This window comes from Paraburkholderia sp. GAS348 (assembly GCF_050434205.1).
Taxonomy (GTDB): Bacteria; Pseudomonadota; Gammaproteobacteria; order Burkholderiales; family Burkholderiaceae; genus Paraburkholderia.
In genome coordinates this window covers 339205-361132 of the sequence record NZ_JBNPVT010000001.1, presented here as the reverse complement: position 1 = coordinate 361132, position 21928 = coordinate 339205, and the positions used below count along the sequence as shown (strand labels likewise).

Annotated in this window: 19 protein-coding genes and 1 pseudogene; 16 read left to right on the top strand and 4 right to left on the bottom strand. The window is 60.9% G+C overall.

Translation table 11 applies throughout. The annotated features are described in order from the left end of the window. Positions 1–135: 135 nt before the first annotated feature. Positions 136–1203: an alanine racemase gene (gene alr / locus P3T22_RS01715; RefSeq protein ID WP_429324042.1), complete on the bottom strand. Its 1068-nt coding sequence runs from the start codon at positions 1201–1203 to the stop codon at positions 136–138. A 552-nt stretch (positions 1204–1755) separates the two neighbouring features. On the opposite strand from alr, the gene P3T22_RS01710 reads away from it, so the two are divergent. The 12 genes from P3T22_RS01710 (at position 1756) to P3T22_RS01655 (ending at position 14988) form a co-directional block, all read left to right on the top strand. Further along, positions 1756–2688, top strand: a complete 933-nt coding sequence (locus tag P3T22_RS01710; protein WP_429324041.1) for a hypothetical protein — start codon at positions 1756–1758, stop codon at positions 2686–2688. A 302-nt stretch (positions 2689–2990) separates the two neighbouring features. Beyond that, positions 2991–5363 (top strand): bifunctional salicylyl-CoA 5-hydroxylase/oxidoreductase, encoded by a 2373-nt coding sequence (locus P3T22_RS01705; protein WP_429324040.1) that lies wholly within the window; start codon positions 2991–2993, stop codon positions 5361–5363. Next, entirely contained in the window at positions 5360–6133 is a 774-nt protein-coding gene (locus P3T22_RS01700) for an SDR family NAD(P)-dependent oxidoreductase (protein WP_429324039.1), read from the top strand. The genes P3T22_RS01705 and P3T22_RS01700 overlap by 4 nt, the downstream gene beginning before the upstream one ends. After that, positions 6130–6687 (top strand): MarR family winged helix-turn-helix transcriptional regulator, encoded by a 558-nt coding sequence (locus tag P3T22_RS01695; RefSeq protein WP_063500380.1) that lies wholly within the window; start codon positions 6130–6132, stop codon positions 6685–6687. Before P3T22_RS01700 ends, P3T22_RS01695 begins: the two co-directional genes overlap by 4 nt. Before the next feature lie 181 nt (positions 6688–6868). Beyond that, on the top strand, positions 6869–7720 hold the full coding sequence (locus P3T22_RS01690) for an enoyl-CoA hydratase family protein (RefSeq protein WP_429324038.1): 852 nt from the start codon (positions 6869–6871) through the stop codon (positions 7718–7720). Between the two features lie 19 nt (positions 7721–7739). Next, positions 7740–8930: an acyl-CoA dehydrogenase family protein gene (locus P3T22_RS01685; protein ID WP_063500382.1), complete on the top strand. Its 1191-nt coding sequence runs from the start codon at positions 7740–7742 to the stop codon at positions 8928–8930. Further along, a complete protein-coding gene (locus P3T22_RS01680; RefSeq protein WP_063500383.1) occupies positions 8927–9370 on the top strand; it encodes an acyl-CoA thioesterase in 444 nt (147 codons plus the stop codon). Before P3T22_RS01685 ends, P3T22_RS01680 begins: the two co-directional genes overlap by 4 nt. Then, positions 9367–9762: a RidA family protein gene (locus P3T22_RS01675; protein ID WP_429324037.1), complete on the top strand. Its 396-nt coding sequence runs from the start codon at positions 9367–9369 to the stop codon at positions 9760–9762. The genes P3T22_RS01680 and P3T22_RS01675 overlap by 4 nt, the downstream gene beginning before the upstream one ends. A 71-nt stretch (positions 9763–9833) precedes the next feature. Next, the gene (locus P3T22_RS01670; protein WP_063500897.1) at positions 9834–11474 is read left to right on the top strand and encodes an AMP-binding protein; all 1641 of its coding nucleotides are present in this window, start codon (positions 9834–9836) and stop codon (positions 11472–11474) included. Positions 11475–11625: 151 nt separating this feature from the next. Beyond that, positions 11626–12303, top strand: coding sequence for a glutathione S-transferase (locus P3T22_RS01665; protein ID WP_063500385.1), 678 nt, complete (start codon positions 11626–11628; stop codon positions 12301–12303). 210 nt (positions 12304–12513) lie between these two features. Beyond that, positions 12514–14028, top strand: a complete 1515-nt coding sequence (locus P3T22_RS01660) for a DHA2 family efflux MFS transporter permease subunit (protein WP_063500386.1) — start codon at positions 12514–12516, stop codon at positions 14026–14028. 123 nt (positions 14029–14151) lie between these two features. Then, complete coding sequence (locus P3T22_RS01655; protein WP_063500387.1) at positions 14152–14988, top strand: AraC family transcriptional regulator; 837 nt, start codon at positions 14152–14154, stop codon at positions 14986–14988. Between the two features lie 178 nt (positions 14989–15166). Here P3T22_RS01655 and P3T22_RS01650 read toward each other — a convergent pair whose 3' ends face one another. Continuing rightward, a complete protein-coding gene (locus P3T22_RS01650) occupies positions 15167–15922 on the bottom strand; it encodes a TrmB family transcriptional regulator (protein ID WP_063500388.1) in 756 nt (251 codons plus the stop codon). A 280-nt stretch (positions 15923–16202) separates the two neighbouring features. Between P3T22_RS01650 and P3T22_RS01645 the strand changes: the two genes are divergently transcribed. From P3T22_RS01645 to P3T22_RS01635, 3 genes and pseudogenes are all read left to right on the top strand, one after another. Continuing rightward, the gene (locus P3T22_RS01645) at positions 16203–16544 is read left to right on the top strand and encodes a carboxymuconolactone decarboxylase family protein (protein WP_063500389.1); all 342 of its coding nucleotides are present in this window, start codon (positions 16203–16205) and stop codon (positions 16542–16544) included. Between the two features lie 29 nt (positions 16545–16573). Then, positions 16574–17260: a hydrolase gene (locus tag P3T22_RS01640; protein WP_063500390.1), complete on the top strand. Its 687-nt coding sequence runs from the start codon at positions 16574–16576 to the stop codon at positions 17258–17260. An 80-nt stretch (positions 17261–17340) separates the two neighbouring features. Next, positions 17341–17681: pseudogene (locus tag P3T22_RS01635) on the top strand (VOC family protein); the annotation flags it as partial. Positions 17682–17713: 32 nt separating this feature from the next. Here the strand turns inward: P3T22_RS01635 and P3T22_RS01630 are convergent. After that, positions 17714–19477 (bottom strand): FAD-dependent oxidoreductase, encoded by a 1764-nt coding sequence (locus tag P3T22_RS01630; protein ID WP_063500391.1) that lies wholly within the window; start codon positions 19475–19477, stop codon positions 17714–17716. Positions 19478–19693: 216 nt separating this feature from the next. On the opposite strand from P3T22_RS01630, the gene P3T22_RS01625 reads away from it, so the two are divergent. Then, a complete protein-coding gene (locus P3T22_RS01625; protein WP_429324036.1) occupies positions 19694–20215 on the top strand; it encodes a hypothetical protein in 522 nt (173 codons plus the stop codon). A 211-nt stretch (positions 20216–20426) separates the two neighbouring features. Here P3T22_RS01625 and P3T22_RS01620 read toward each other — a convergent pair whose 3' ends face one another. Next, positions 20427–21602: a methyl-accepting chemotaxis protein gene (locus P3T22_RS01620; protein WP_429324035.1), complete on the bottom strand. Its 1176-nt coding sequence runs from the start codon at positions 21600–21602 to the stop codon at positions 20427–20429. Positions 21603–21928 lie beyond the last annotated feature (326 nt).

Sequence of the window (21928 nt, the reverse complement as noted above, 5' to 3'; positions counted from 1 at the left end):
CATGTCCGGTGCAACGTTATAGTGCTGCTTTAAACGCCCCGACGTCTATGCAGCAAAAATGTTGCGCCACAACTCGGCCGAAGACGCGACTACTCCTTGCGGATTAACTCGCGCTCCGGCGAGAAAGAAGGTCGTTCAGGCGACTTCTACCGGCACCCGTTTTGCCAATGCGCACATCAGTTCGTACCCGATCGTCCCCGAAGCGTGAGCGACGTCATCGATCTTGACCTGGTCGCCCCATAGCTCGACTTTTGAACCGATCCGCGCATGCGGGCACGGCGACAGGTCGACGGTGAGCATGTCCATCGAAACACGGCCCACCACTTGCGTCATGACGCCGTCGATCGCGATTGGCGTACCCGTCGATGCGTGCCGGGGATAGCCGTCCGCATAGCCACATGCGACCACGCCAATGCGCATTTCACGATTTGCGGCGAAGGCGCGGCCATAACCGACTGTTTCCTGCGCCGACAACGACTGCATACCGATCACTTCGCTCCTGAGCGTCATCGACGCGCGCAAGCCCACGTCGTCAATGTGGCGCGACTGACCGGTGGGTGAACCGCCATAGAGCACGACACCCGGGCGCACCCAGTCGCGATGCGCCTGGGGATGCCATAGAACGGCCGCTGAGTTCGCGAGACTTCGTTGGCCCGGTAAGTCGTGAGTCACCGCATCGAAGCGATCCATCTGCCATGCCACGTCGCCATCGTCAGCATTTGCGAAATGGCTCATCAATGTGATGTCTGCAATGGCCGGAATCGCCCTCGCCTGTTCCCACGCGGCCCGATATGCGTCGGGCCGGAATCCAAGACGATTCATCCCGGAGTTCATCTTCAGCTGCACATTGACGCGTTCATGCGACGACGACAGACGCAACAGATCGAGTTGCTCACGGCAATGCACGGCCATGGACAGATCGAACTGCTGGGCGATTGGCACATCGCCTGGCCTGAAAATACCTTCCAGAAGCAGAATCGGCTTGGTCCAACCCAACTCACGCACACGGACCGCTTCGTCGAGATCGAGCAGCGCGATACCGTCGGCCTTCGCGAGTGCCGGGAAAACGCGATCGATTCCGTGTCCGTATGCGTTGGCTTTGACCACGGCCCAGACCCGTGATCGGGGCGCTCTCTGCTTGACGAGGGAGAGGTTGTGGCTGACTGCGTCAGGATGAATCTGTGCAACGATGGGGCGTGGCATAGGAGGCGTTGAGGGCTGGTTTGGAAAGGGAATGGAGGCCCGTTATTGAGGACCCGTGTTATCGCTGACAGACAGCTTTTTCCACTATCGTATCTAGCTCAAGCCAGTTTTTGTTACTGTATTGATTTGATTTTTGGGTTTATTTGTTGGCGACACGGACGTCGACCAATCGCTCCTTTTCCGCATCGAAACGGCCAGCAATTGCAGCACGGCGCAACGACTAGAAAATAGGCGCGATGCTGATTCCCACCATCGTCTGGGCGTCGGAACTCGACGGGATAATTTGGGTTGAGTTAGTGCGGGCGAGCGCAGCACGACAGACGCATCGGCGAGTCGCGCTTCGTCCATTGCCGTACCCTGCCGATGCAACTGATCCTGCCCCGCATGCTGTTTGAGCGGTTCGCGGCGGCGCGCCCAGCCTCTTGACCGATATTCACGAAGTTCTCGCACAACCTAAGGTAGTCTGTCTGGAGCTGTTCAGCAGCGGCGGGTCTATGGATCGACTCCGCCAGTACGACGACGGTTTTAGAAACCTGATGGAGGGTACTTACTGTGGCTACGAAGAATGGCGGTACGCTGTATGTCCTGCAGGCACGTCCACCGGCGATCATCGCTCTATCACCGGACGGTTCACACGAGGTCGTTCTCGCGAACCTTACGCGCACGCCCGACGGCATCAAGGTCGATGCTGAAAACCAGGTGGTCTACTGGACCAACATGGGAACCGGCATCCATCTGGTCGACGGCGATCCGGCTTCCGGCGCAATTCCCCCGAACGACGGCACGATCGAAAGCGCGAAGCTCGACGGAAGCGAGCATCGTGTGCTGGTGCCTTCCGGCAGGGCCGGAACACCCAAGGAGCTCGTGCTGGACACGGAGGGCGGTCACCTGTATTGGTGCGATCGCGAAGGCATGCGAGTCATGCGCGCGCGGCTGGACGGCACGGAGGTGACGGAACTCGTCCGCACCGGAAATTTCCCCGAGGATACGGGCGACGCGACCCGCCATTGCGTAGGCATCGCATTGGATAAGGCAAACGGGCATGTCTACTGGACGCAAAAGGGACCGCCGGATGCCGGAGAGGGCCGCATCTTCAGGGCGGGCATCGAGCTGCCGCCTGGTGCGACACCCGAGCGGCGCCCAGACGTCGAATGCTTGCTGGCCGATCTGCCCGAGCCGATCGATCTCGATATCGATCACCAGGACGCCATGCTTTACTGGACGGATCGTGGCGACGATACGCATGACGGAAATACACTGAATCGCGCCAGAATCACGGCGTCCGGACTGGTTGATCGCCAGGTGCTTGCCCGCGAGCTGAAAGAGGGAATTGGCGTGTCTCTGGACCCACAGGGGCGCCGCGCATTTGTGACCGATCTGGGCGGCAACGTGCGCGAGCTGGACATCGATACGAAGCAGGAGTCGCACTTCACCACCGTTGCTCATCTGGGTGTGCTGACCGGTATCGACTACGCCGACATCTGAGTTGGATCCCCGAGGACTGCCCGGACCGTATCCGGGCAGTTTTGCCATATCGATGCCGAATGAACGCTGTCCGCGGGTCGCTCAACGCGGCTTCGGTTCGATGGGCGGATCGGCGCGATAGCTGCCGCCGAGCGCCTTCGTCGATGCAATCGCCTAACTGAGCATCGCGCCGTTGACGGCCTTTATTCTTTCAGGTCACAAGGCAACACGCCTGCACGCCGATTTCCTCCACCATTTACTTGACATCTAAATTATATAGACCTAAATTACATTCCACAGCAACGTCCACCCATGGAGTCAACATGCGCATCGTCTGTATCGGCGGCGGCCCAGCCGGGTTGTACTTCGGCTTGTTAATGAAGGGCCGGAACCCGGCGTATGACGTCACGGTGGTCGAGCGCAATCGCCCGTATGACACCTTCGGCTGGGGCGTGGTCTTCTCCGACCAGACGCTCGGCAACCTGCGCGCCGCCGACGCGCCGAGCGCGGACGCGATCCTCGACGCCTTCAATCACTGGGACGACATCGAGATCAATTTCCGCGGCAGGCAGATTCGTTCGTCGGGCCACGGCTTCTGCGGCATCGGCAGAAAACGTCTGCTGAATATCCTGCAGGCGCGCTGCGAAGAGTTGGGCGTCAAGCTGGTGTTCGAAACCCAGGTCACGGAAGACACCACCTACGAAGCCGACCTGATCGTCGCCTGTGACGGCGCCAACAGCGCAATCCGTCAGAAGCACGCCGCCACCTACAAGCCCGCGATCGACATGCGCGATTGCCGCTTCGTCTGGCTCGGCACCAAGAAGCTCTTCGACGCCTTCACGTTCGCCTTCGAAGAAACCGAGTTCGGCTGGTTCCAGGCCCACGCTTATCGCTTCGACGATCAGACTTCCACGTTCATTGTGGAAACACCGGAGCGCGTGTGGCGCGCCGCCGGTCTCGACGAAATGAGCAAGGAGGACAGCATCGCGTTCTGCGAGAAGCTGTTCGCCAAGTACCTGGACGGCAACCCGCTGCTATCGAACGCCGCGCATTTGCGCGGGTCCTCGCAGTGGATTCGCTTCCCGCGCGTCATCAACGAGGAATGGGTGCATTGGCGCGGCAACGCCGATGGCACGCAAACACCGATCGTACTGATGGGTGACGCGGCGCACACCGCACACTTTTCGATCGGCTCGGGCACCAAGCTGGCGCTCGAAGATTCGATCGAACTCGCCAACAGCATCGGCGCGCATCCCGGTGACTTACCCGCTGCGTTGAAGCACTACACGGACGTCCGCAGCATCGACGTATTGCGCATCCAGAACGCCGCGCGCAATTCGACGGAGTGGTTCGAGCATGTCGATCGCTATACGTCGTTCGAACCGGAACAGTTCGCGTATTCGCTGCTGACTCGCTCGCAGCGCATTTCGCATGAGAATTTGCGGGAGCGTGACGCAACCTATCTCTCAACATTCGAAGACTGGCTCGCACACCGTTCAGGCATTGACCGCGCGCCTGAAAAGCACTCCGTTCCGCCGATGTTCACGCCCTTCACGTTGCGTGGCGTCACGCTGAAAAACCGCGTGGTGGTCTCGCCGATGGCGCAATACTCCGCTGTCGACGGGATCGCCGGTGACTATCACCTGATGCATCTCGGTGCCCGCGCCATGGGCGGGGCCGCGCTGGTCATGACGGAAATGACCTGCGTATCGCCCGAAGCGCGCATCACGCCCGCCTGTCCCGGCATGTACGCGCCGGAACATCTCACGGCGTGGAAGCGTATCGTCGATCTCGTGCACCGTCAGTCGGACGCGAAGATCGGCATTCAGCTGGGGCACTCCGGCGCGAAAGGCTCGACACGTGTCTCGTGGGAAGGCATCGACCAGCCGCTTGACGAAGGCAACTGGCCGCTCGTGTCCGCTTCGCCACAACAATACTTGAGCGGCGTCAGTCAGGTTTCGCACGAAGCCACTCGGGACGAACTGCGCGAAATCGAAGTGCAGTTCGTGCGCGCCACGCAAATGTCCGCAGAGGCGGGCTTCGATTGGCTCGAACTGCACTGCGCACATGGCTATTTTCTCTCCAGCTTCCTCTCGCCGTTGACCAACCAACGCACGGACGAATACGGCGGCTCGCTCGAAAACCGTCTGCGCTACCCATTGCAGATCTTCAAGGCAATCCGCGCAGTCTGGCCGCAAAACAAACCGATTTCCGTGCGTATTTCCGCTAACGATTGGGTCGAAGGCGGCACCACGCCTGACGACGCCGTGCAAATTGCCCGTGCGTTCAAAGCGGCCGGCGCCGACATGATCGACGTCTCGTCGGGCCAGGTCAGCAAGCAGGAAAAGCCCGTGTTTGGCCGCATGTTCCAGACGCCATTCGCCGACCGTGTGCGCAACGAAGCCGGTATCGCAACGATCGCTGTTGGCGCGATCTCGGAAGCGGACCACGTGAACAGCATCATCGCGGCGGGCCGTGCCGATCTCTGCGCGATTGCGCGCCCGCATCTGGCCAATCCGGCGTGGACATTGAATGAAGCCGCAAAAATCGGCTATTTCGACGTGACGTGGCCGAAGCCTTACACGGCAGCGAAGTCGCAACTCGAACGCAATCTGGAACGTGAACGCGCTCAAGCTGCGGCGAACGCCGGCCTATCACCACAAGAACGCGCGCAACGCGCAGAAGGAACCACGTGAATACATCCACTAGAACGCTCGCAGGACAGCACGCTGTCGTCACAGGCGGCGGCAGCGGCATCGGCGCAGCGGTGGCCGAAGCGCTGTTGCGCACCGGTGCCCGAGTCACCTTGATGGGGCGCAACGCACAACGTCTCGATGCGCAGCGGGAAAAATTCAACGGGCTCGGCGAGGTCGCCTGCATCAGCGTCGACGTCACAAGCGAAGAGTCGGTCGAGAAGGCATTCGCACAAGCCGGCGCAATCGACATCCTCGTCAATAACGCCGGCCAGGCGCAAGCCGCGCCCTTCGCTCACACCGACATGGCGCTCTGGCAGCGCATGCTCGACGTGAACCTCACCGGGGTGTTCCTCGGCACGCGCGCCGTGTTACCCGGCATGCTCGAACGCGGCCACGGCCGCATCGTCAATGTCGCGAGCACCGCGGGGCAAATCGGCTACGCCTACGTCGCGGCGTACTGCGCGGCTAAACACGGTGTAATCGGCCTGACACGCTCGCTCGCACTGGAAGTCGCGACGAAAGGCGTCACCGTCAATGCAGTATGTCCCGGCTACACGGAGACCGAGCTGCTGCACGCGTCGCTCGAACAGATCACCAGCAAGACCTCGCGCACCGAACAGCAGGCGCGCGAAACCTTGCTTCGCTCGAATCCGCAACGTCGCTTCGTCAGCCCGGAGCAAGTCGCCAACGCCGTGCTTTGGCTCTGCCAACCCGGCTCGGACGCGATTACGGGCCAGTCCATTTCCATCTCCGGGGGAGAGGTAATGTGACCAAGTCATCAAGCATCAAAAAGCCCTCGCCGGTGGACGTCAAGCCGCCGCGCAAAGGCGTCGCCAAACCAGCGGAGAACGTCGTGGATCTGGAAATGAGCACCGGCGCCGATAGTCACATGGGCTTGCGTTTGTGGCTGCGCATGCTGACCACCACCAATCTCGTGCAAGCCGAACTGCGCAAACGCCTGCGCAACGAATTCGACACCACGCTGCCGCGCTTCGATTTGATGGCGCAGCTCGAACGGCATCCGGAAGGTCTGAAGATGACCGAACTGTCGCGCCGTTTGATGGTGACGGGCGGCAACGTGACCGGCATTACCGATCAGCTCGAAAAAGACGGCCTGGTTTCGCGCGACACCGATCCGAACGACCGCCGTTCGATCAGCGTGTGCCTTACGCCCACTGGCCGCAAGGCGTTCGACAAGATGGCCGTGGCGCATGAGCAGTGGGTCGTCGAACTGTTCGGCGGCTTGAGCCTCGACGAAAAATCACGTACCCATCAGCACCTCGGCAAACTTAAGAAGCATCTGCTCGACAGTCTGAAAGACTGACCCGCACCGAACCGAGAAACTATTTTGCATGGGGCCGGAGTACGGGCTTTGCGTCAATTCTGGTCGACCGCTTTGCATGGGACCAGAGTAGCGCGCTAAAGCGCGAACTCTGGTCGACCGCTTTTGCATGGGACCAGAGTAACGCGCTAAAGCGCGAACTCTGGTCGACACGGAGACATTCATGACACGATCCAATACCGACGCGCTACTTGCCGGCAACCGCCTGACGCTCGCCGGCTACGAGGCGCAACATTTCGGCTGGTCGGTCGCCGACAAAGTCGCGACGATCACGCTAAACCGCCCCGAACGCAAGAACCCGCTGACCTTCGAATCGTATGCGGAATTGCGCGATCTGTTCCGGCAACTCGCCTATGCAACCGACGTGAAGGCAGTGGTGATTCACGGTGCAGGCGAGAACTTCTGCTCCGGCGGCGACGTCCACGACATCATCGCGCCGCTAATCGATCTGCCGATGCCGGAACTGCTTCTGTTCACGCGCATGACCGGCGACCTGGTCAAAGCGATGCGCCATTGCCCGCAACCCATCATCGCCGCGGTCGACGGCGTATGCGCCGGCGCCGGCGCGATTCTGGCAATGTCGTCGGATATGCGGCTCGGCACCGCGCGCAGCAAACTCGCGTTTCTGTTCTCACGCGTCGGCCTCGCGGGTTGCGATATGGGCGCCTGCGCGATCCTGCCGCGCATCATCGGTCAGGGACGCGCCGCCGAGTTGTTGTTCACCGGCCGCTCGGCGAGTGGCGACGAAGGCCACGCATGGGGCTTCTATAACCGCCTGTGCGAACCGGCAGCGCTCCTCGCGGACGCGCAAAAGCTCGCCGCCGATCTCGTCGCCGGTCCGACTTTCGCGCACGGCATCACGAAGACGATGCTGCACCAGGAATGGAGCATGAGCATCGACGAAGCGATCGAGTCGGAAGCGCAAGCCCAGGCAATCTGCATGAGCACACGCGATTTCGAACGTGCGTATAGCGCGTTTGCCGCGAAGTCGCGCCCTGTGTTCGAAGGAGATTGAATTGAGCACTCACAGCGATATGGATCTGCACAGCGCACTGGCCTGGCCGTTTTTTGAATCGCGCCATCGCGAACTGGCTAAGGGTATTGAAGCATGGTGCCGCGCGAATCTCTCGCACGTAGAGCACGATGACGTCGATACGACCTGCCGCCGTTTGGTCCGTGAACTCGGCGCGGCAGGCTGGCTGAAATACGGTGTCGGCGGCGTGGCCTATGGCGGGAATGGCGACACCATCGACACACGCGCCGTCTGCCTGTTGCGCGAAACGCTCGCCAGGCATTCCGGTCTCGCGGATTTCGCGCTGGCGATGCAAGGACTCGGCTCGGGCGCGATCTCGCTCGGCGGCACGCATGAGCAAAAGACGCGCTATTTGCCGCGCGTGGCGAACGGGTCGGCCATCGCCGCCTTCGCCTTGTCGGAACCTGAAGCGGGATCGGACGTCGCCGCGATGTCCCTCTCGGCGCGCGAAGACGGCGACTTCTACGTACTCGACGGCGACAAGACGTGGATCTCGAACGGCGGCATCGCCGATTTCTACGTGGTGTTCGCCAGAACCGGCGAAGCGCCGGGCGCACGCGGCATTACCGCCTTTATCGTCGAAGCCGACACACCGGGACTGGAAATCGCCGAACGCATCGACGTGATCGCACCGCATCCGCTAGCGCGTTTGCACTTTGCCGGCGCACGCGTGCCGCGCAGCCAGATGCTCGGCGCACCCGGCGAAGGTTTCAAGCTCGCCATGCGTACGCTGGATATTTTCCGCACGTCGGTGGCGGCTGCGTCGTTGGGTTTCGCGCGTCATGCCATGGCTGAGGGTCTCTCGCGCGCATCGTCGCGCAAGATGTTCGGACAGACGCTCGGCGATTTTCAGCTGACGCAAGCCAAGCTCGCCCAGATGGCGTTGACTATCGACAGCAGCGCGTTGCTGGTCTATCGCGCGGCCTGGCTGCGCGATCAGGGCGAAAACGTCACGCGTGAAGCCGCGATGGCCAAGTGGCACGCCAGCGAAGGCGCGCAACAGGTGATCGACGCCGCCGTGCAACTCTATGGCGGCATGGGTGTGCAAAGCGGCACAGCGGTCGAGATGCTGTACCGCGAAATTCGTGCGCTGCGTATCTATGAAGGTGCGACTGAGGTGCAGCAGTTGATTGTCGGCCGCGACCTCCTGAAGGCCCACGCCGCGGAAGCCATCAAGGACGCAGCGAAATGAACACGACCTTCGAAAGACCAGTCCGCATCCGTTTCTCGCATTGCGATCCGGCGGGCATCGTGTTCTTTCCGCAATATCTGGTGATGACCAACGCGTTGGTCGAAGACTGGTTCAACGAAGGCCTGCAGATCGATTATGCGCAAATGATCGCGCAACGCCGCGTCGGCTTGCCGATCGTCAAACTCGATTGCGAGTTTTCGCGGCCGAGCCAGATGGGCGAAACGATCACGCTGGCACTCAACCTCACAAAGGTCGGGCGCCGCTCGATCAGCATCGAGATCGTCGGCCAGCACGGCGACGAAACCCGCTTCCGCGCGAAACAGGTGCTGGTCACGACATCGCTCGAAAGCGGTACGTCCATCGACATTCCCACCGACATCGCGAGCGCACTCGCGACGTTCGCCCCACAGCCCGAACCCATCGAGGCACATCGCTCATGAAAAAAGCTCTCCTTCCTGCCAGTTGGATCAAACCGCGCGGCTACGCGAACGGCGTTGCAGCAACCGGCACGCAAGTGTTCATCGCCGGCCAGATCGGCTGGGACGAACAGGCGCGTTTTCAGACCACCGACTTCGCACAGCAAGCGATTCAGGCGCTCAAGAACGTCGTGGCCGTCCTGCACGAAGCGGGCGGCGCACCGGAGCATCTGGTCCGCTTGACGTGGTACGTCACGGACAAGCGCGAATACCTCGCTTCGCTGAAAGATATCGGCCGTGCATTTCGCGAACTGATCGGCGACTACGACATCGCAATGAGCGCGGTCCAGGTCGTCGCACTGATCGAAGACGAAGCCAAGGTCGAAATCGAAGCGACGGCAGTGATCCCTCAGTAAGCACGCGAAACACGAAACCCACCAAGCCAACCGAAACGCATTCAGCCGGCTCAACGGCCGGGGAGACAATGATGGAACCGTCAGCACACGTCGACACCTTCGCGCGCGACAATCTTCCGCCGCAAGATCAATGGCCTGTCTTTCTGCTCGACAACCCGGACGTTGCTTACCCGGCGCGCTTCAATTGCGCGACGGAATTGCTCGACAGAACGATCGAAGCGGGACATCGCGACCGTCCGGCGATCTGGTCGGACGTAGATGGAAAACCGCAGGCGACCACTTACGGTGAGCTGCTTGCCTTGGTGAACCGCAGCGCGCATGTGCTGGTCGACGAAATGGGCTTGCAGCCGGGCAACCGCGTGCTGCTGCGCGGACCGAACACGTTGCACATGGCGGTGACGGCGCTCGCCGCGCTGAAGGCCGGCCTCGTCGTGGTGCCCACCATGCCGCTGCTGCGTGCGAAAGAACTCAAGCAGATCATCGAGAAGGCGCAAGTCAGCGCCGCGCTATGCGACGCACGCCTGACCGATGAACTCGCACGCTGCAACGACCCTCAGGATGAGTTCTATTGCGCGGGCCTGAAACAGATACGCTGGTTTCATGACGATTCCGCCGATTCGCTCGACACCCTCGCGATCAACAAACCGGACCACTTCACCGCGTGCGACACCGCGGCCGACGACGTCTGCCTGATCGCCTTCACCAGCGGCACAACTGGCGCACCGAAAGGCTGCATGCATTTTCATCGCGACGTATTGGCGATGTGCGATCTGTTTCCGCGTCATGTTTTGAAGCCTTCATCGAGCGATGTGTTTTGCGGCACGCCGCCGCTCGCCTTCACATTCGGCCTGGGCGGCTTGCTGTGCTTTCCGCTGCGAGTGGGTGCGTCGACGGTGCTGATCGAGCGGCTCACGCCCGAGACCTTGCTGCAAATCGTCGAACGCTTCCACGCGACGATCATGTTCACCGCGCCGACCTTCTATCGGCAAATGGCACCGCTTGTTGCGCATCATGACGTTTCGAGCCTGGCGAAAACGGTCTCCGCGGGAGAGGCGTTGCCGGATTCGACGCGACGTCTATGGCACGACGCTACCGGCATCGACATGATCGATGGGATCGGCGGCACGGAACTGATCCATATTTTCATCTCGGCGCAAGGCGACGCGATCCGCCCGAATGCTATCGGTCGCGCGGTGCCGGGCTACGTCATCCAAGCCGTGGATGACGCCATGCAGCCGGTCCCGGCGGGCACAATCGGCAAACTCGCGGTACGCGGGCCGACCGGCTGCCGCTATCTCGCCGACGACCGCCAAATGAAGTTCGTCCGCGACGGCTGGAACCTCCCCGGCGACTCGGTCTATCTCGACGAAGACGGTTACGTGTTCTATCAGGCCCGCGCCGACGACATGATCGTCTCCGCCGGCTACAACATCTCCGGCCCGGAAGTGGAAAGCGTGCTGCTGCAACACGACGCGGTGGCCGAATGCGGTGTGATCGGCGTGGCCGACGAGACGCGCGGGCAAATCGTCAAGGCCTTCGTGGTGCTGAACCCAGGTTATAAGCCGGATGACAAACTGGTCGCGCAACTGCAGGATTTCGTGAAAAACAGCGTGGCGCCGTATAAATACCCACGCGTCATCAGTTTCATCGACTCGCTGCCGCGCACCGAAACGGGCAAGCTCAAACGCTTTGAATTGCGTACGCTCAAGTAGCCCGTCAACCAGCGCCTCTTTCCACGGCAACCATCTTGCATGGGACCCACCGCATGGCTGCTGCTTTCGTCGAAGAGGCGAGCAACTAGAGCCCCACCTCGGCACAACATCCTTATGATGTGACACTTCACAGGCCAACGTCACTCGACCCATGCTGATCGTCCATCATCTGAACAACTCCCGCTCGCAACGCGTGTTGTGGCTGCTCGAAGAACTCGGCGTGCCGTACGAGATCAAGCGCTACGAGCGCGACCCGAAAACGATGCTGGCGCCGCCCGAGCTGCGCGCGGTCCATCCGCTAGGCAAGTCGCCCGTGATTACCGACGACGGTCAGACCCTCGCCGAATCCGGCGCAATCATCGAGTATCTGGTCGACAAGTACGGTCAAGGCCGTTTCGCGCCCGCAGCGGGCACGCCTGATCGGCTGCGTTACACCTACTGGATGCACTATGCGGAAGGCTCGGCAATGCCGCCGCTGCTGCTCAAGCTGGTGGCGCTGCGCATCGCCAGCGCACCCATGCCGTTCTTCGCCAAACCGATCGCCCGCAAGATCGCCTCGACGCTGCAATCGAGCTTCATCGATCCGCAGTTGAAGCTCCATCTCGGCTACATCAATAAGGAATTGAGCGCGACGGGCTGGTTCGTCGGCAACGATTTCACGGCGGCCGATGTGCAGATGAGCTTTCCGCTCGAAGCCGCCACCGCACGCGGCGGCATGGAAGGGCAGATTCCCGCCGTAGTCGATTTCCTGAAGCGCATTCACGCGCGGCCGGCTTATCAACGGGCGCTGGAGCGCGGCGGCAAGTACGAACTACTGGGTGGCGATTAACGGCAAACGCCGCCTGGGAATTCGTAGTTGTGGGTCAAAAGTCGCGGGTGCTAGACTAAAATTTCCTATTGCGCTCAACGGGTTGCCGACCGGATTTCCGGCTTCGTGCCGTGCGGCGGCACATTTGGCACCCGGTTGAACCGCTTGTGCCCGCTTGTGCCCGCTTGCATGCGATTGCATCTGCTTGATCAAGGTAAAAGGAGTCCCTGCATGACCCATTCCATCCACGGCAACAAACGCTGGCTGGCGCTGATCGTCCTGTGCCTCGGTGTGCTCATGATCGTGCTCGATACGACGATCGTGAACGTTGCCTTGCCGTCGATCGCCGCGGACCTCGGCTTTACCGAGACCTCGCTGGTGTGGGTGGTCAATGCGTACATGCTTACCTTCGGCGGCTGCCTCCTGCTGGGCGGGCGGCTGGGCGATCTGTACGGCCACCGCAAGCTGTTCCTCGGCGGCATCACGCTGTTCACGCTGGCGTCGCTCGCATGCGGCATGGCGAATTCGCAGATCCTGCTGATATGCGCGCGTGCCGTGCAGGGTTTGGGCGGCGCGGTCGTCTCCGCGGTTTCGCTGTCGCTGATCATGAATCTGTTCACCGAGACCGGCGAACGGGCCAAAGCGATGGGCGTGTACGGCTTTGTCTGCGCGGGGGGCGGCAGCATCGGCGTATTGCTCGGCGGTCTGCTGACCAACCTGCTGAGCTGGCACTGGATCTTTCTCGTCAACCTGCCGATTGGCATCGCCGTCTACGCGCTGTGCGTCGCGCTCTTGCCGTCGGCACGCGGTCATGCTCACGGCGAACGGCTCGACGTGGCCGGCGCGGTGACGGTGACGGCTTCGCTGATGCTCGCCGTGTACGCAGTCGTGAACGGCAATGAGGCCGGCTGGACCTCGGCGCAGACGCTGGGCCTGCTGTTCGCCGCGCTCGCGCTTCTGGCCGTGTTTCTCGTTATTGAAGCGCGCGTGCAGCATCCGTTGATGCCGCTCGGTCTGTTCCGCTTGCGCAATGTCGCGACCGCCAACGTGGTCGGCGTACTGTGGGCGGCGGCGATGTTCGCGTGGTTCTTCATCTCCGCGCTGTATCTGCAGCGCGTGCTAGGTTACCGGCCCTTGCAGGTCGGGCTCGCGTTTTTGCCGGCCAATCTGATCATGGCGTTCTTTTCGTTGGGCCTCTCGGCGCGCGTGGTGATGCGCTTCGGCCTGCGCCTTCCGCTTGCCGTCGGGCTGCTCGTCGCGGCGTGTGGCCTCGCGCTGTTCGCACGGGCACCGGTCAACGGCAGCTTCGTGCTCGACGTGCTGCCTGGCATGATCATGCTCGGTTTCGGCGCGGGCATCGCGTTCAATCCCTTGCTGCTGGCTGCCATGAGTGATGTCGATCCGAGCGATTCGGGCCTCGCGTCCGGTATCGTCAATACGTCGTTCATGATGGGTGGCGCACTCGGCCTCGCCGTGCTCGCGAGTCTCGCTGCCGCGCGCAGCGGCGCGATGCAGGTTTCCGAAAGCGCTACGGCGGCGCTCAATAGCGGCTACCACGTGGCGTTTCTGTTCGGTGCGATCTTCGCGGCGGCGGCGGGTGTGCTGGGCGGTTTGCTGTTGCGTCCTGGGCAGCCAGGCGGCGCCAAAGCGGTAGCCGAAGCCGAAGCGGAAGCACACGGTCACGGCGGGTCCACGCCGGCACAACCGCATGGCGCAGGGAATGCGGCGACAACAGAAAACTACTGACCGGCTCCCACCTGAAACCAGGCCGATCGCGGTCAATCCAGCCCAACGGCAAAACCGCAAGCGCGATCAAATGCGCCGCGTCGCGCCTGGCTATGCTGGCTTCATGCTGACATGAGAGCCGATATGAACCCCGTTGGAAAAGCGCTCTGGTTTATCGAGAGCCATTTTGCCCGCGAGCTGACGCTCGACGACATCGCCAACTGTGGATGCGTGTCGCGCTTTCACCTGACGCGTGCTTTCGAAGCGGCCACTGGGTTTTCGGTGATGCGCTACGTTCGCGCGCGCCGTTTGAGCGAAGCGGCACGGCACCTCGCCGACGGCGCCCCCGACATCCTGACGGTCGCCGTCGACGCCGGTTACGGTTCTCACGAAGCATTCACGCGCGCGTTTCGCGAGCAATTCGGACTCACACCCGAAGCGCTGCGCGCGCGTGGCCACCTCGACAACATTGCCATCGTGGAGCCGATCAAAATGGACGAAACCCTTCTCACGCATCTCGAACCGCCGCGTTTCGAAGACGGCAAACCGTTTCTCGTCGCGGGCTTAAGCGAGCGCTATACCAGCGAAACCTGCGCCGCGATTCCTTCGCAGTGGCAGCGCTTTGGCGACTACTTCGGCAAAGTGCCGGGCCAGGTCGGCAACGTGGCGTATGGCGTCTGCTACAACGCCGACGACGCCGGCAATGTCGATTATCTGTGCGGTGTCGAAGTCAGCGACTTCTCGGCATTGCCCGCCGAGCTGGGCCGCTTGCGCATTTCCCCGCAGCGCTACGCGGTGTTCAGCCACCGCGAGCATATCTCGACCGTGCGGCGCACCTGGAACACGATCTGGAATCAGTGGCTGCCTGCTTCGGGACATACTCCCGCCGATGCGCCGAACTTCGAACGCTATGACGAGAAGTTCGATCCGGTCAGCGGCATGGGTGGGCTCGAGATCTGGCTGCCGTTGAAGGCTTCTTAGGACCCGCAAGGAAGAAAATCACATCGGCGTCAACTGGCAGTTGCGCCAGTACGGTCGCCAAGAGCGGCTGCACCGCCATCTGGAGACATCGGACACACTGGCACGCGGGCTCACTTATCTTTCCGGCCTGCGTGTTTGGATTAGCACCCCGTACTGTCTCGGAGTGGACGAAAGCGGTTCAGGCGGGTTTGTCGAACCGATCGGGCGTGCTCGCGCTCCACAGCACTTCGAACAGACTGCACTCGAACGCAAAGAACTCCGCGCTTTGAATGGACAGCGCGTAGTGCTCGGCCCGCGATGAAATGAAGGCCACGGTGTCGTCGTACAGATAGGTCGTGATGCCCACTTCGAAATCGGCGGGCGCAAAGCGGAGTTCGCGGCGATCGCGCGTCGACGATCGCCACAGATCGCGCGTATCGCTTGGACCCGAGCGGATCACGCGCAGGTTGATGCCCGCACGGACGCGTTGCGCGACGATACCCCTGATGACCTCGACGCCGGGCATCTGAAACAGCTCGCTGTTCGACATCACGGCGCGCAACTCCTTGCTCTGACATTCGAGCGTTTCGTTGAGCACGGTCTTGATCCCTTCGATGCCCGAGAAATAGCGCACCTTCGGTTTTCCACCGGCTGAGTTGTGAATCGAGCGCAGTCGCGGGAGCACTTCCTGAACGAGCTGACGTTGCGCCTCGATACGCCTCAGCAGAGCAATTGGATCCTGCGGAATCACGTAGCTGCGCGCGCCTTTCTGCACGGTCGCGACGAGTCCATCGGCGAGCAGCCGGTCGAGCACTTCGTATGCATTGGTGCGGCCGATACCCGCCTTCTGGGCGATGGAAGCGACCGTCGCCTCGCCGAGTTCGAGCGAAGCCAGATAGAAGTCGGCCTTGTTTCCGTCGATGCCGGCCGCCTGGAGCATCTCGATAAGGTTCATTTTCTCCAACCGATCCGGGAAGGTGACGGTCGCTGCACGCCGATTCGTTCGGTTGAATAGTACAGCAAAAATCTATACAAATCAATGAGATAGGCGAGATTCTAAATTCTTTTCACGTTTCCAAATGACGCATGCCGGACGCCCAATTAGCATTCATCTCAGTCAATCCGTTGACGCCCGGAGTCGATGAACCACATTGACCCGAAGCTGGCAAGCAGCAGAGCGGCAGAGCGGTCGGTTCGCACGCCTACATCCTATGTAATCCTATTGGAGCTATCTCATGGTCGAGTGGAAAGAGACGATTCACGACATCAATTCTCGCCTCAAGGAACTGTCCACACGCACGCCGGACACCCTTCGCGGTTTTGCCCTTGTCGCCGGTGCGGGCGCCAACACCAACCATCTTGGCGCGAAGACGCGTGAACTCATCGCGCTGGCCGTCGCAGTCACCACGCGCTGCGATGGTTGCATCGCCTTTCATGCAGCGGAGGCCGTCAAGCTCGGCGTCCCGGACGCGGAAATCGCAGAAGCGCTCGGCGTTGCCATCAACCTGAACGCCGGCGCTGCCATCACCTACAGCACGCACGTGCTGGATGCCATCGAAACGCTGAAGCAAGCCTGATTACCCAAACACGCTGAAAGGAACCGATCATGAGCAATCCAAAACTTGAAGTACTGACACCGCAAAACTCCCAGCTGCTTTTCATCGACCAACAGCCGCAGATGGCATTTGGCGTCCAATCCATTGACCGGCAGGTGCTGAAGAACAATGTGGTGGGCCTCGCCAAGGCAGCGAAGATATTCAACATTCCGACCACCATCACCTCGGTCGAATCGCAAAGTTTCTCGGGCTTTACCTACCCCGAACTGCTCGACGTATTTCCCGGCCAGCCGGTGCTCGAACGCACGTCGATGAACTCCTGGGATGACCAGAAGGTTCGTGACGCGCTGGCTGCGAATGGACGCAAGAAGATCGTGGTTTCCGGCCTGTGGACGGAGGTTTGCAACAACACCTTCGCACTCAGCGCCATGCTGGAAGGCGGCTACGAGATCTACATGGTTGAAGATGCCTCGGGTGGCACGTCGAAGGACGGGCACGACTATGCCATGCAGCGCATGATCCAGGCAGGCGTCGTGCCTGTGACGTGGCAACAGGTGATGCTCGAATGGCAGCGCGACTGGGCGCGTCGCGAAACGTACGACGCCGTCATGAAGGTCGTCAGGGAACACTCTGGTGCGTACGGGATGGGCGTGGACTACGCGTACACGATGGTGCACAAGGCACCGCAGCGCACCGATGGTCCCCACGAAATCGTGCCTGCGGTTCCCGCCGGATAATCAGCCGCCCGCCATCTCGTTTGATGTCCCGACTCCGGCCGTGCGGCGTGACGCCGCCAGCCGGCAGGGGGAGTTGCTTACTGATTCGCAACTTCGTGGCTTTTTCGCATGGCAAGGTTGTCTCCGATGATCACAACGCGCCTGGCGTCGAAATGGCCGGCCGGGCGATACGTACCGACGCGTGCGGATCGACTCGGGCTTCGGCAAGATGACGGTGCTGGTAACCGACGGCCACTTGCCCTGGCCGTTCGGCCGGGAGATGACGGGCTATGAAGTGACGAATCTCGCCGACACGCTGCAGAAGGCGAAGGCGGCAGGCGTCACGGTACTGGTCCCGCCGTTCACTTCGGATAAGCGCGAAGCCGCGCTCGTGCAGTTCCCTGGTGGCTATATCGCCGAGATTCACGCAGTTGCGCAGTAGACACGGGACGCCGGGGTGATGCGACAGGCGGCTTACACATGCATGGAACGCGTGGCTGTGTCGGCGCGCTTCATGGCTAAAAAGCGGTGAATCTGCGCGACCACGGCTGCCCCTTCGCCCACGGCCCCTGCAACGCGCTTGGTGGAACCCGATCGAACATCGCCGATTGCAAACACGCCGTCGACACTTGTATGCAGCGGGAGCGTGGGCCCGCTGGCTCGTGTTCCCAGGTCGGTATCGGTCAACACAAATCCTCTCGGATCCAGCGACACTCCGCTCGTACGCAGCCACTTCGTGTTTGGGTCGGCACCGATAAAAAGGAACAAGTGATGCGTCTTCAGACTTTCTATACCCCCCTCGCGTCGCCGATAGTGGACGGACTCCAGCCGTTCGTCACCTTCGAGGGCCGTGATTTCGGAACCCATATGGATCGTCACGTTCGGCAACGAGGCAATTCGCTCGATCAGATAGCGCGACATGCTGTGTTCGAGATCCTGCCCCCTGACGAGGACATGAACATGGGCAGCATGCGATGCAAGAAACACAATGGCCTGTCCTGCTGAATTCCCGCCACCGACCAGCAGCACGGTTTCGCTGCGGCAAAGCCGGGCCTCGATCGATGTCGCCCAGTAATAGACGCCGTGACCTTCGAAGCGCCCAAGCCCGTTCACTGCCGGACGCCGATATTCCGCGCCGCTCGCGACGACTACCGTGCGTGCCGCAACGCGCTGCGAACCGGCCAGTCCCACCTCGAGCGGGTATGCGCTGCAATGCAAGCCTTTCACCTCGACGGGAATCGCGATGTGCGCGCCGAATTTCTGCGCCTGGTTAAATGCCCTGCCGGCTAGCGCTTGCCCCGAAATGCCGGTCGGAAAGCCCAGATAATTCTCGATGCGGGCACTCGTGCCTGCCTGGCCGCCGGGCGCGCGGCAATCGAAGACTGCCACTGACAAGCCTTCGGATGCCGCATAGACGGCTGCCGCCAGGCCAGCAGGCCCGGCGCCGACGATCGCGACGTCGTAAACATGCCCAGGATCGAATTCCGGCACGAGTCCCAGGCATGAGGCGAGCTGCCCGTCGTCCGGATTGCGCAGCACGGTGCCATCCGGGCAGACAACGAGCGGCATGTCATCGCGCCGAGGCGTCATGCGCTCGAGCAACGCGACGGCATCGGCACCGCTTTCGTCAAGCGTCATATGCGGGTAAGCATTGCGCTGCAGGAAATGTTGCAGCGCGAGAAGCCGCTCGTTGTCGGGCGGGCCAACGAGCACCGCCCCTTGCCCGCGCTCGATCGCGGCGACGCGCCTCAGGATCAGCGCGCGCATGATCCTTTCACCGAGCTCCGCCTCGCCGATCATCAGGGCACGCAGCTTTTCCGGCGAAATCACGAGCGCCACGACATCTTCGATAACCTCGGCATCGACAAGGCCGGGCTTGCCTGAAAGCATGCCAACGTCGGAGGTGAATTCGCCCCGTTTCGCCTGAGAGCGCAGCAAACGTCGATGGCCCAGTCCGTCGCGTGCCGTGTATCGAATCGTGCCCGACAACAGGACGAACATGCCTGGACTCATGCCACCCGCGCGATATAAGAATTCGCCGGCGGCGTAGCTGTGTATCGCACCAAAGCGATTGATCCGATCAATCTCGGCGTCAGTCAGTACCGGAAATATCTGATGCCAGCGCGGGGTGCTATATGGGGTCTGCGCATCCGCCACGGCAAAACGATCGGCGCCGCTCGTGCCGGCTTCTGTCTGGTTTTCTGGCCCGCCCGGTGGCGAAGCTGCGTCGCTATTCATCGTGAACCTCTGACTACGCGCGTTGGAACCGGCCGGCGGAGAGCCACGCCCCTGCCCTTTTGGATAACCCACGGGGTCAATGCCGTCCACTCATTCAAGATAGGTTAGCCGTCGACATGCCGCAAATAGGTAACATCCATCTTGCTCGTGTCCGAGCCCTCGTGGTTGTCGCGACCGGCACAAGCGGACTTCCTGGCGCGGCCAAAGAGACCCAGCATGAACCATTCAACACAATCGGGCTATCACGCTGCGAAATGGAGCATCGAAGGTTTCGTCGAGTCAGTAGTGAGGGAGGTGGCGCCATCCGGCATCGACTTCGTGTCTCAGGTCACGAGATCGCGCTTCTTAAGTTTTCCTTCAGCACCCTGCGGTAAATTAGTTCCACACTATCGTGGGGCGCTCATTGCAACTCAGCCCGGCTGTACGCTCGGCAGTGGATGTGCGCGCGCAAAAAAATTGAGAGACCTCATGCCACGAGGAAAAACCGGTGGCGCCGCCATGGCGAATGCTCGCACAGCCTACGTGCTTGAACTGGCACGAGGTTGTTCATACATCAGCAGTACTCTGAGTCCGGACACGCGGAACAGCGCTATCGCTGAGGTTCTCGGCGAATTTCGCAAACTGTACGGCGAACGGGAAGAAACACTCTTTCAGAAACTGCTTGCAGAGGATCTGCAACGTCGAGGCGAAGGGGACGCCGCCTTGGCAGTGCTCGCCTTCAAATTCGTCAGCTCGTAAGCGTGGGCAGCGTGTCTCCGCTGGACGTCTATCACTGCTGCCGTTGGCCTCAGTAGAGCACTCGCGAACATTGCTGGCGACAGAGAGGCAGCGCCATAGCTACCGCTACTTATCATCAACCTTCCACATTTCGCCACCGAGGCTGAAGCCATCGCGTTCTCGAACAAGTGGGCGATCCAGTGGATCCATGAAAATCTTTCAGAAATCAATGCTACGAAGGGCGCATACGCCTAACGATAGGTAGCGCGGATCCCGTTGTCTCAGCAAGCTTGAATGACGAAACCGCGATTTTTAGTTTGGCCGCCTGGTCCTCGAGCGACTGGGCCGCTGCTGCCGCCTGCTCGACCAGCGCCGCATTCTGCTGCGTCACCTGGTCCATCTGATTGACGGCCTGGTTGACCTGTTCTATGCCACGACTTTGCTCGTCCGACGCACCAGCGATTTCACCGACGATTTCGGAAACACGCTTGATAGCACTTTTAATCTCGCCCATCGCAGTGCTAACTTCAATGGCCTGTTGCGAGCCATCCTGAATCGTGGCTACAGATGAGGCAATCAGTTCCTTGATTTCCTTTGCCGCAGACGCAGATCGCTGAGCCAGACTACGAACCTCACTGGCCACGACCGCGAAGCCTCTTCCTTGTTCGCCAGCTCGAGCCGCTTCCACAGCGGCATTGAGCGCAAGAATATTTGTCTGGAACGCAATCCCTTCAATCACGCTCGTGATTTCGGATATCTTGTTCGAGCTGCCGTTGATTCTCTCAATTGTGGCAACCATGGTTTGAACGACATCGCTGCCTGTACCGGCGATGTCCGTGGCATTCGTGGCCAGTGCATTCGCACGACGCGCATTGTCTGCGTTCTGCTTCACCGTCTCGGTCAGTTGCGTCATGCTGGATGCAGTCTGCTCCAGCGACGCAGCTTGTTCTTCTGTGCGTGCGGAAAGGTCAAGGTTTCCGGCGGCGATTTCGCGCGTAGAGGTGGTAACAGAATCAGTCGACAAATTCACAGCAGACATGGTCTCTTCCACACGACGCATCAGCTTGTCGAACGCGACTGCTGAACGGCCGAACTCGTCCATGCGCGGACTCGAAGACCGCTTTGACAAGTCAAGGGTTGTCGCAATATCCTCAAATTTTCTGCCCATGCGGTTCAGTCCACCGCAGACGACACCGTTCAGATGGAGGCCACAATAGAGCGCGACGGCACATCCTATTGACGCCACCGCAATCAGGCTCGTCAGCAACGAACGGTATGACGAAGCCGCGTTCGCGTCGAGGCCGCATAGTGCGACGATCGCCATCAGTCCGACGACGAACATCAGTGTTGCCCAGGTGCCGAACGCAAGCATCAACTTGAGTCTGATCGTGAAAACAAATTTCTGCACTTCGTTTCCTTCGTGAGTGACGACGCGACTGCGCCATGAAGATTAACGCCAGGTATGGGACTACGACACAGCCAGACTCGTTTCGAAGTGCTGTCGCGGGAGCCCGTTTTACCGAAATGCGGGCATTGAACTAACCAGCCTTCAAATCGGCATGCGCAGAGCCTGGCATTTCGAGACCCACTGTAGGCGTTTGCCCGGCGCCTCTTGTTTACGACCGATGTTTAGGATCTTGCATGCGCGTTTACCCCGAACCGCGAGGGCGTTTCCGGTTTGCGAGGCTTGACCATCGAACTAGTTTGCACAGGCAAGTTGCGCCTACTCGCGAC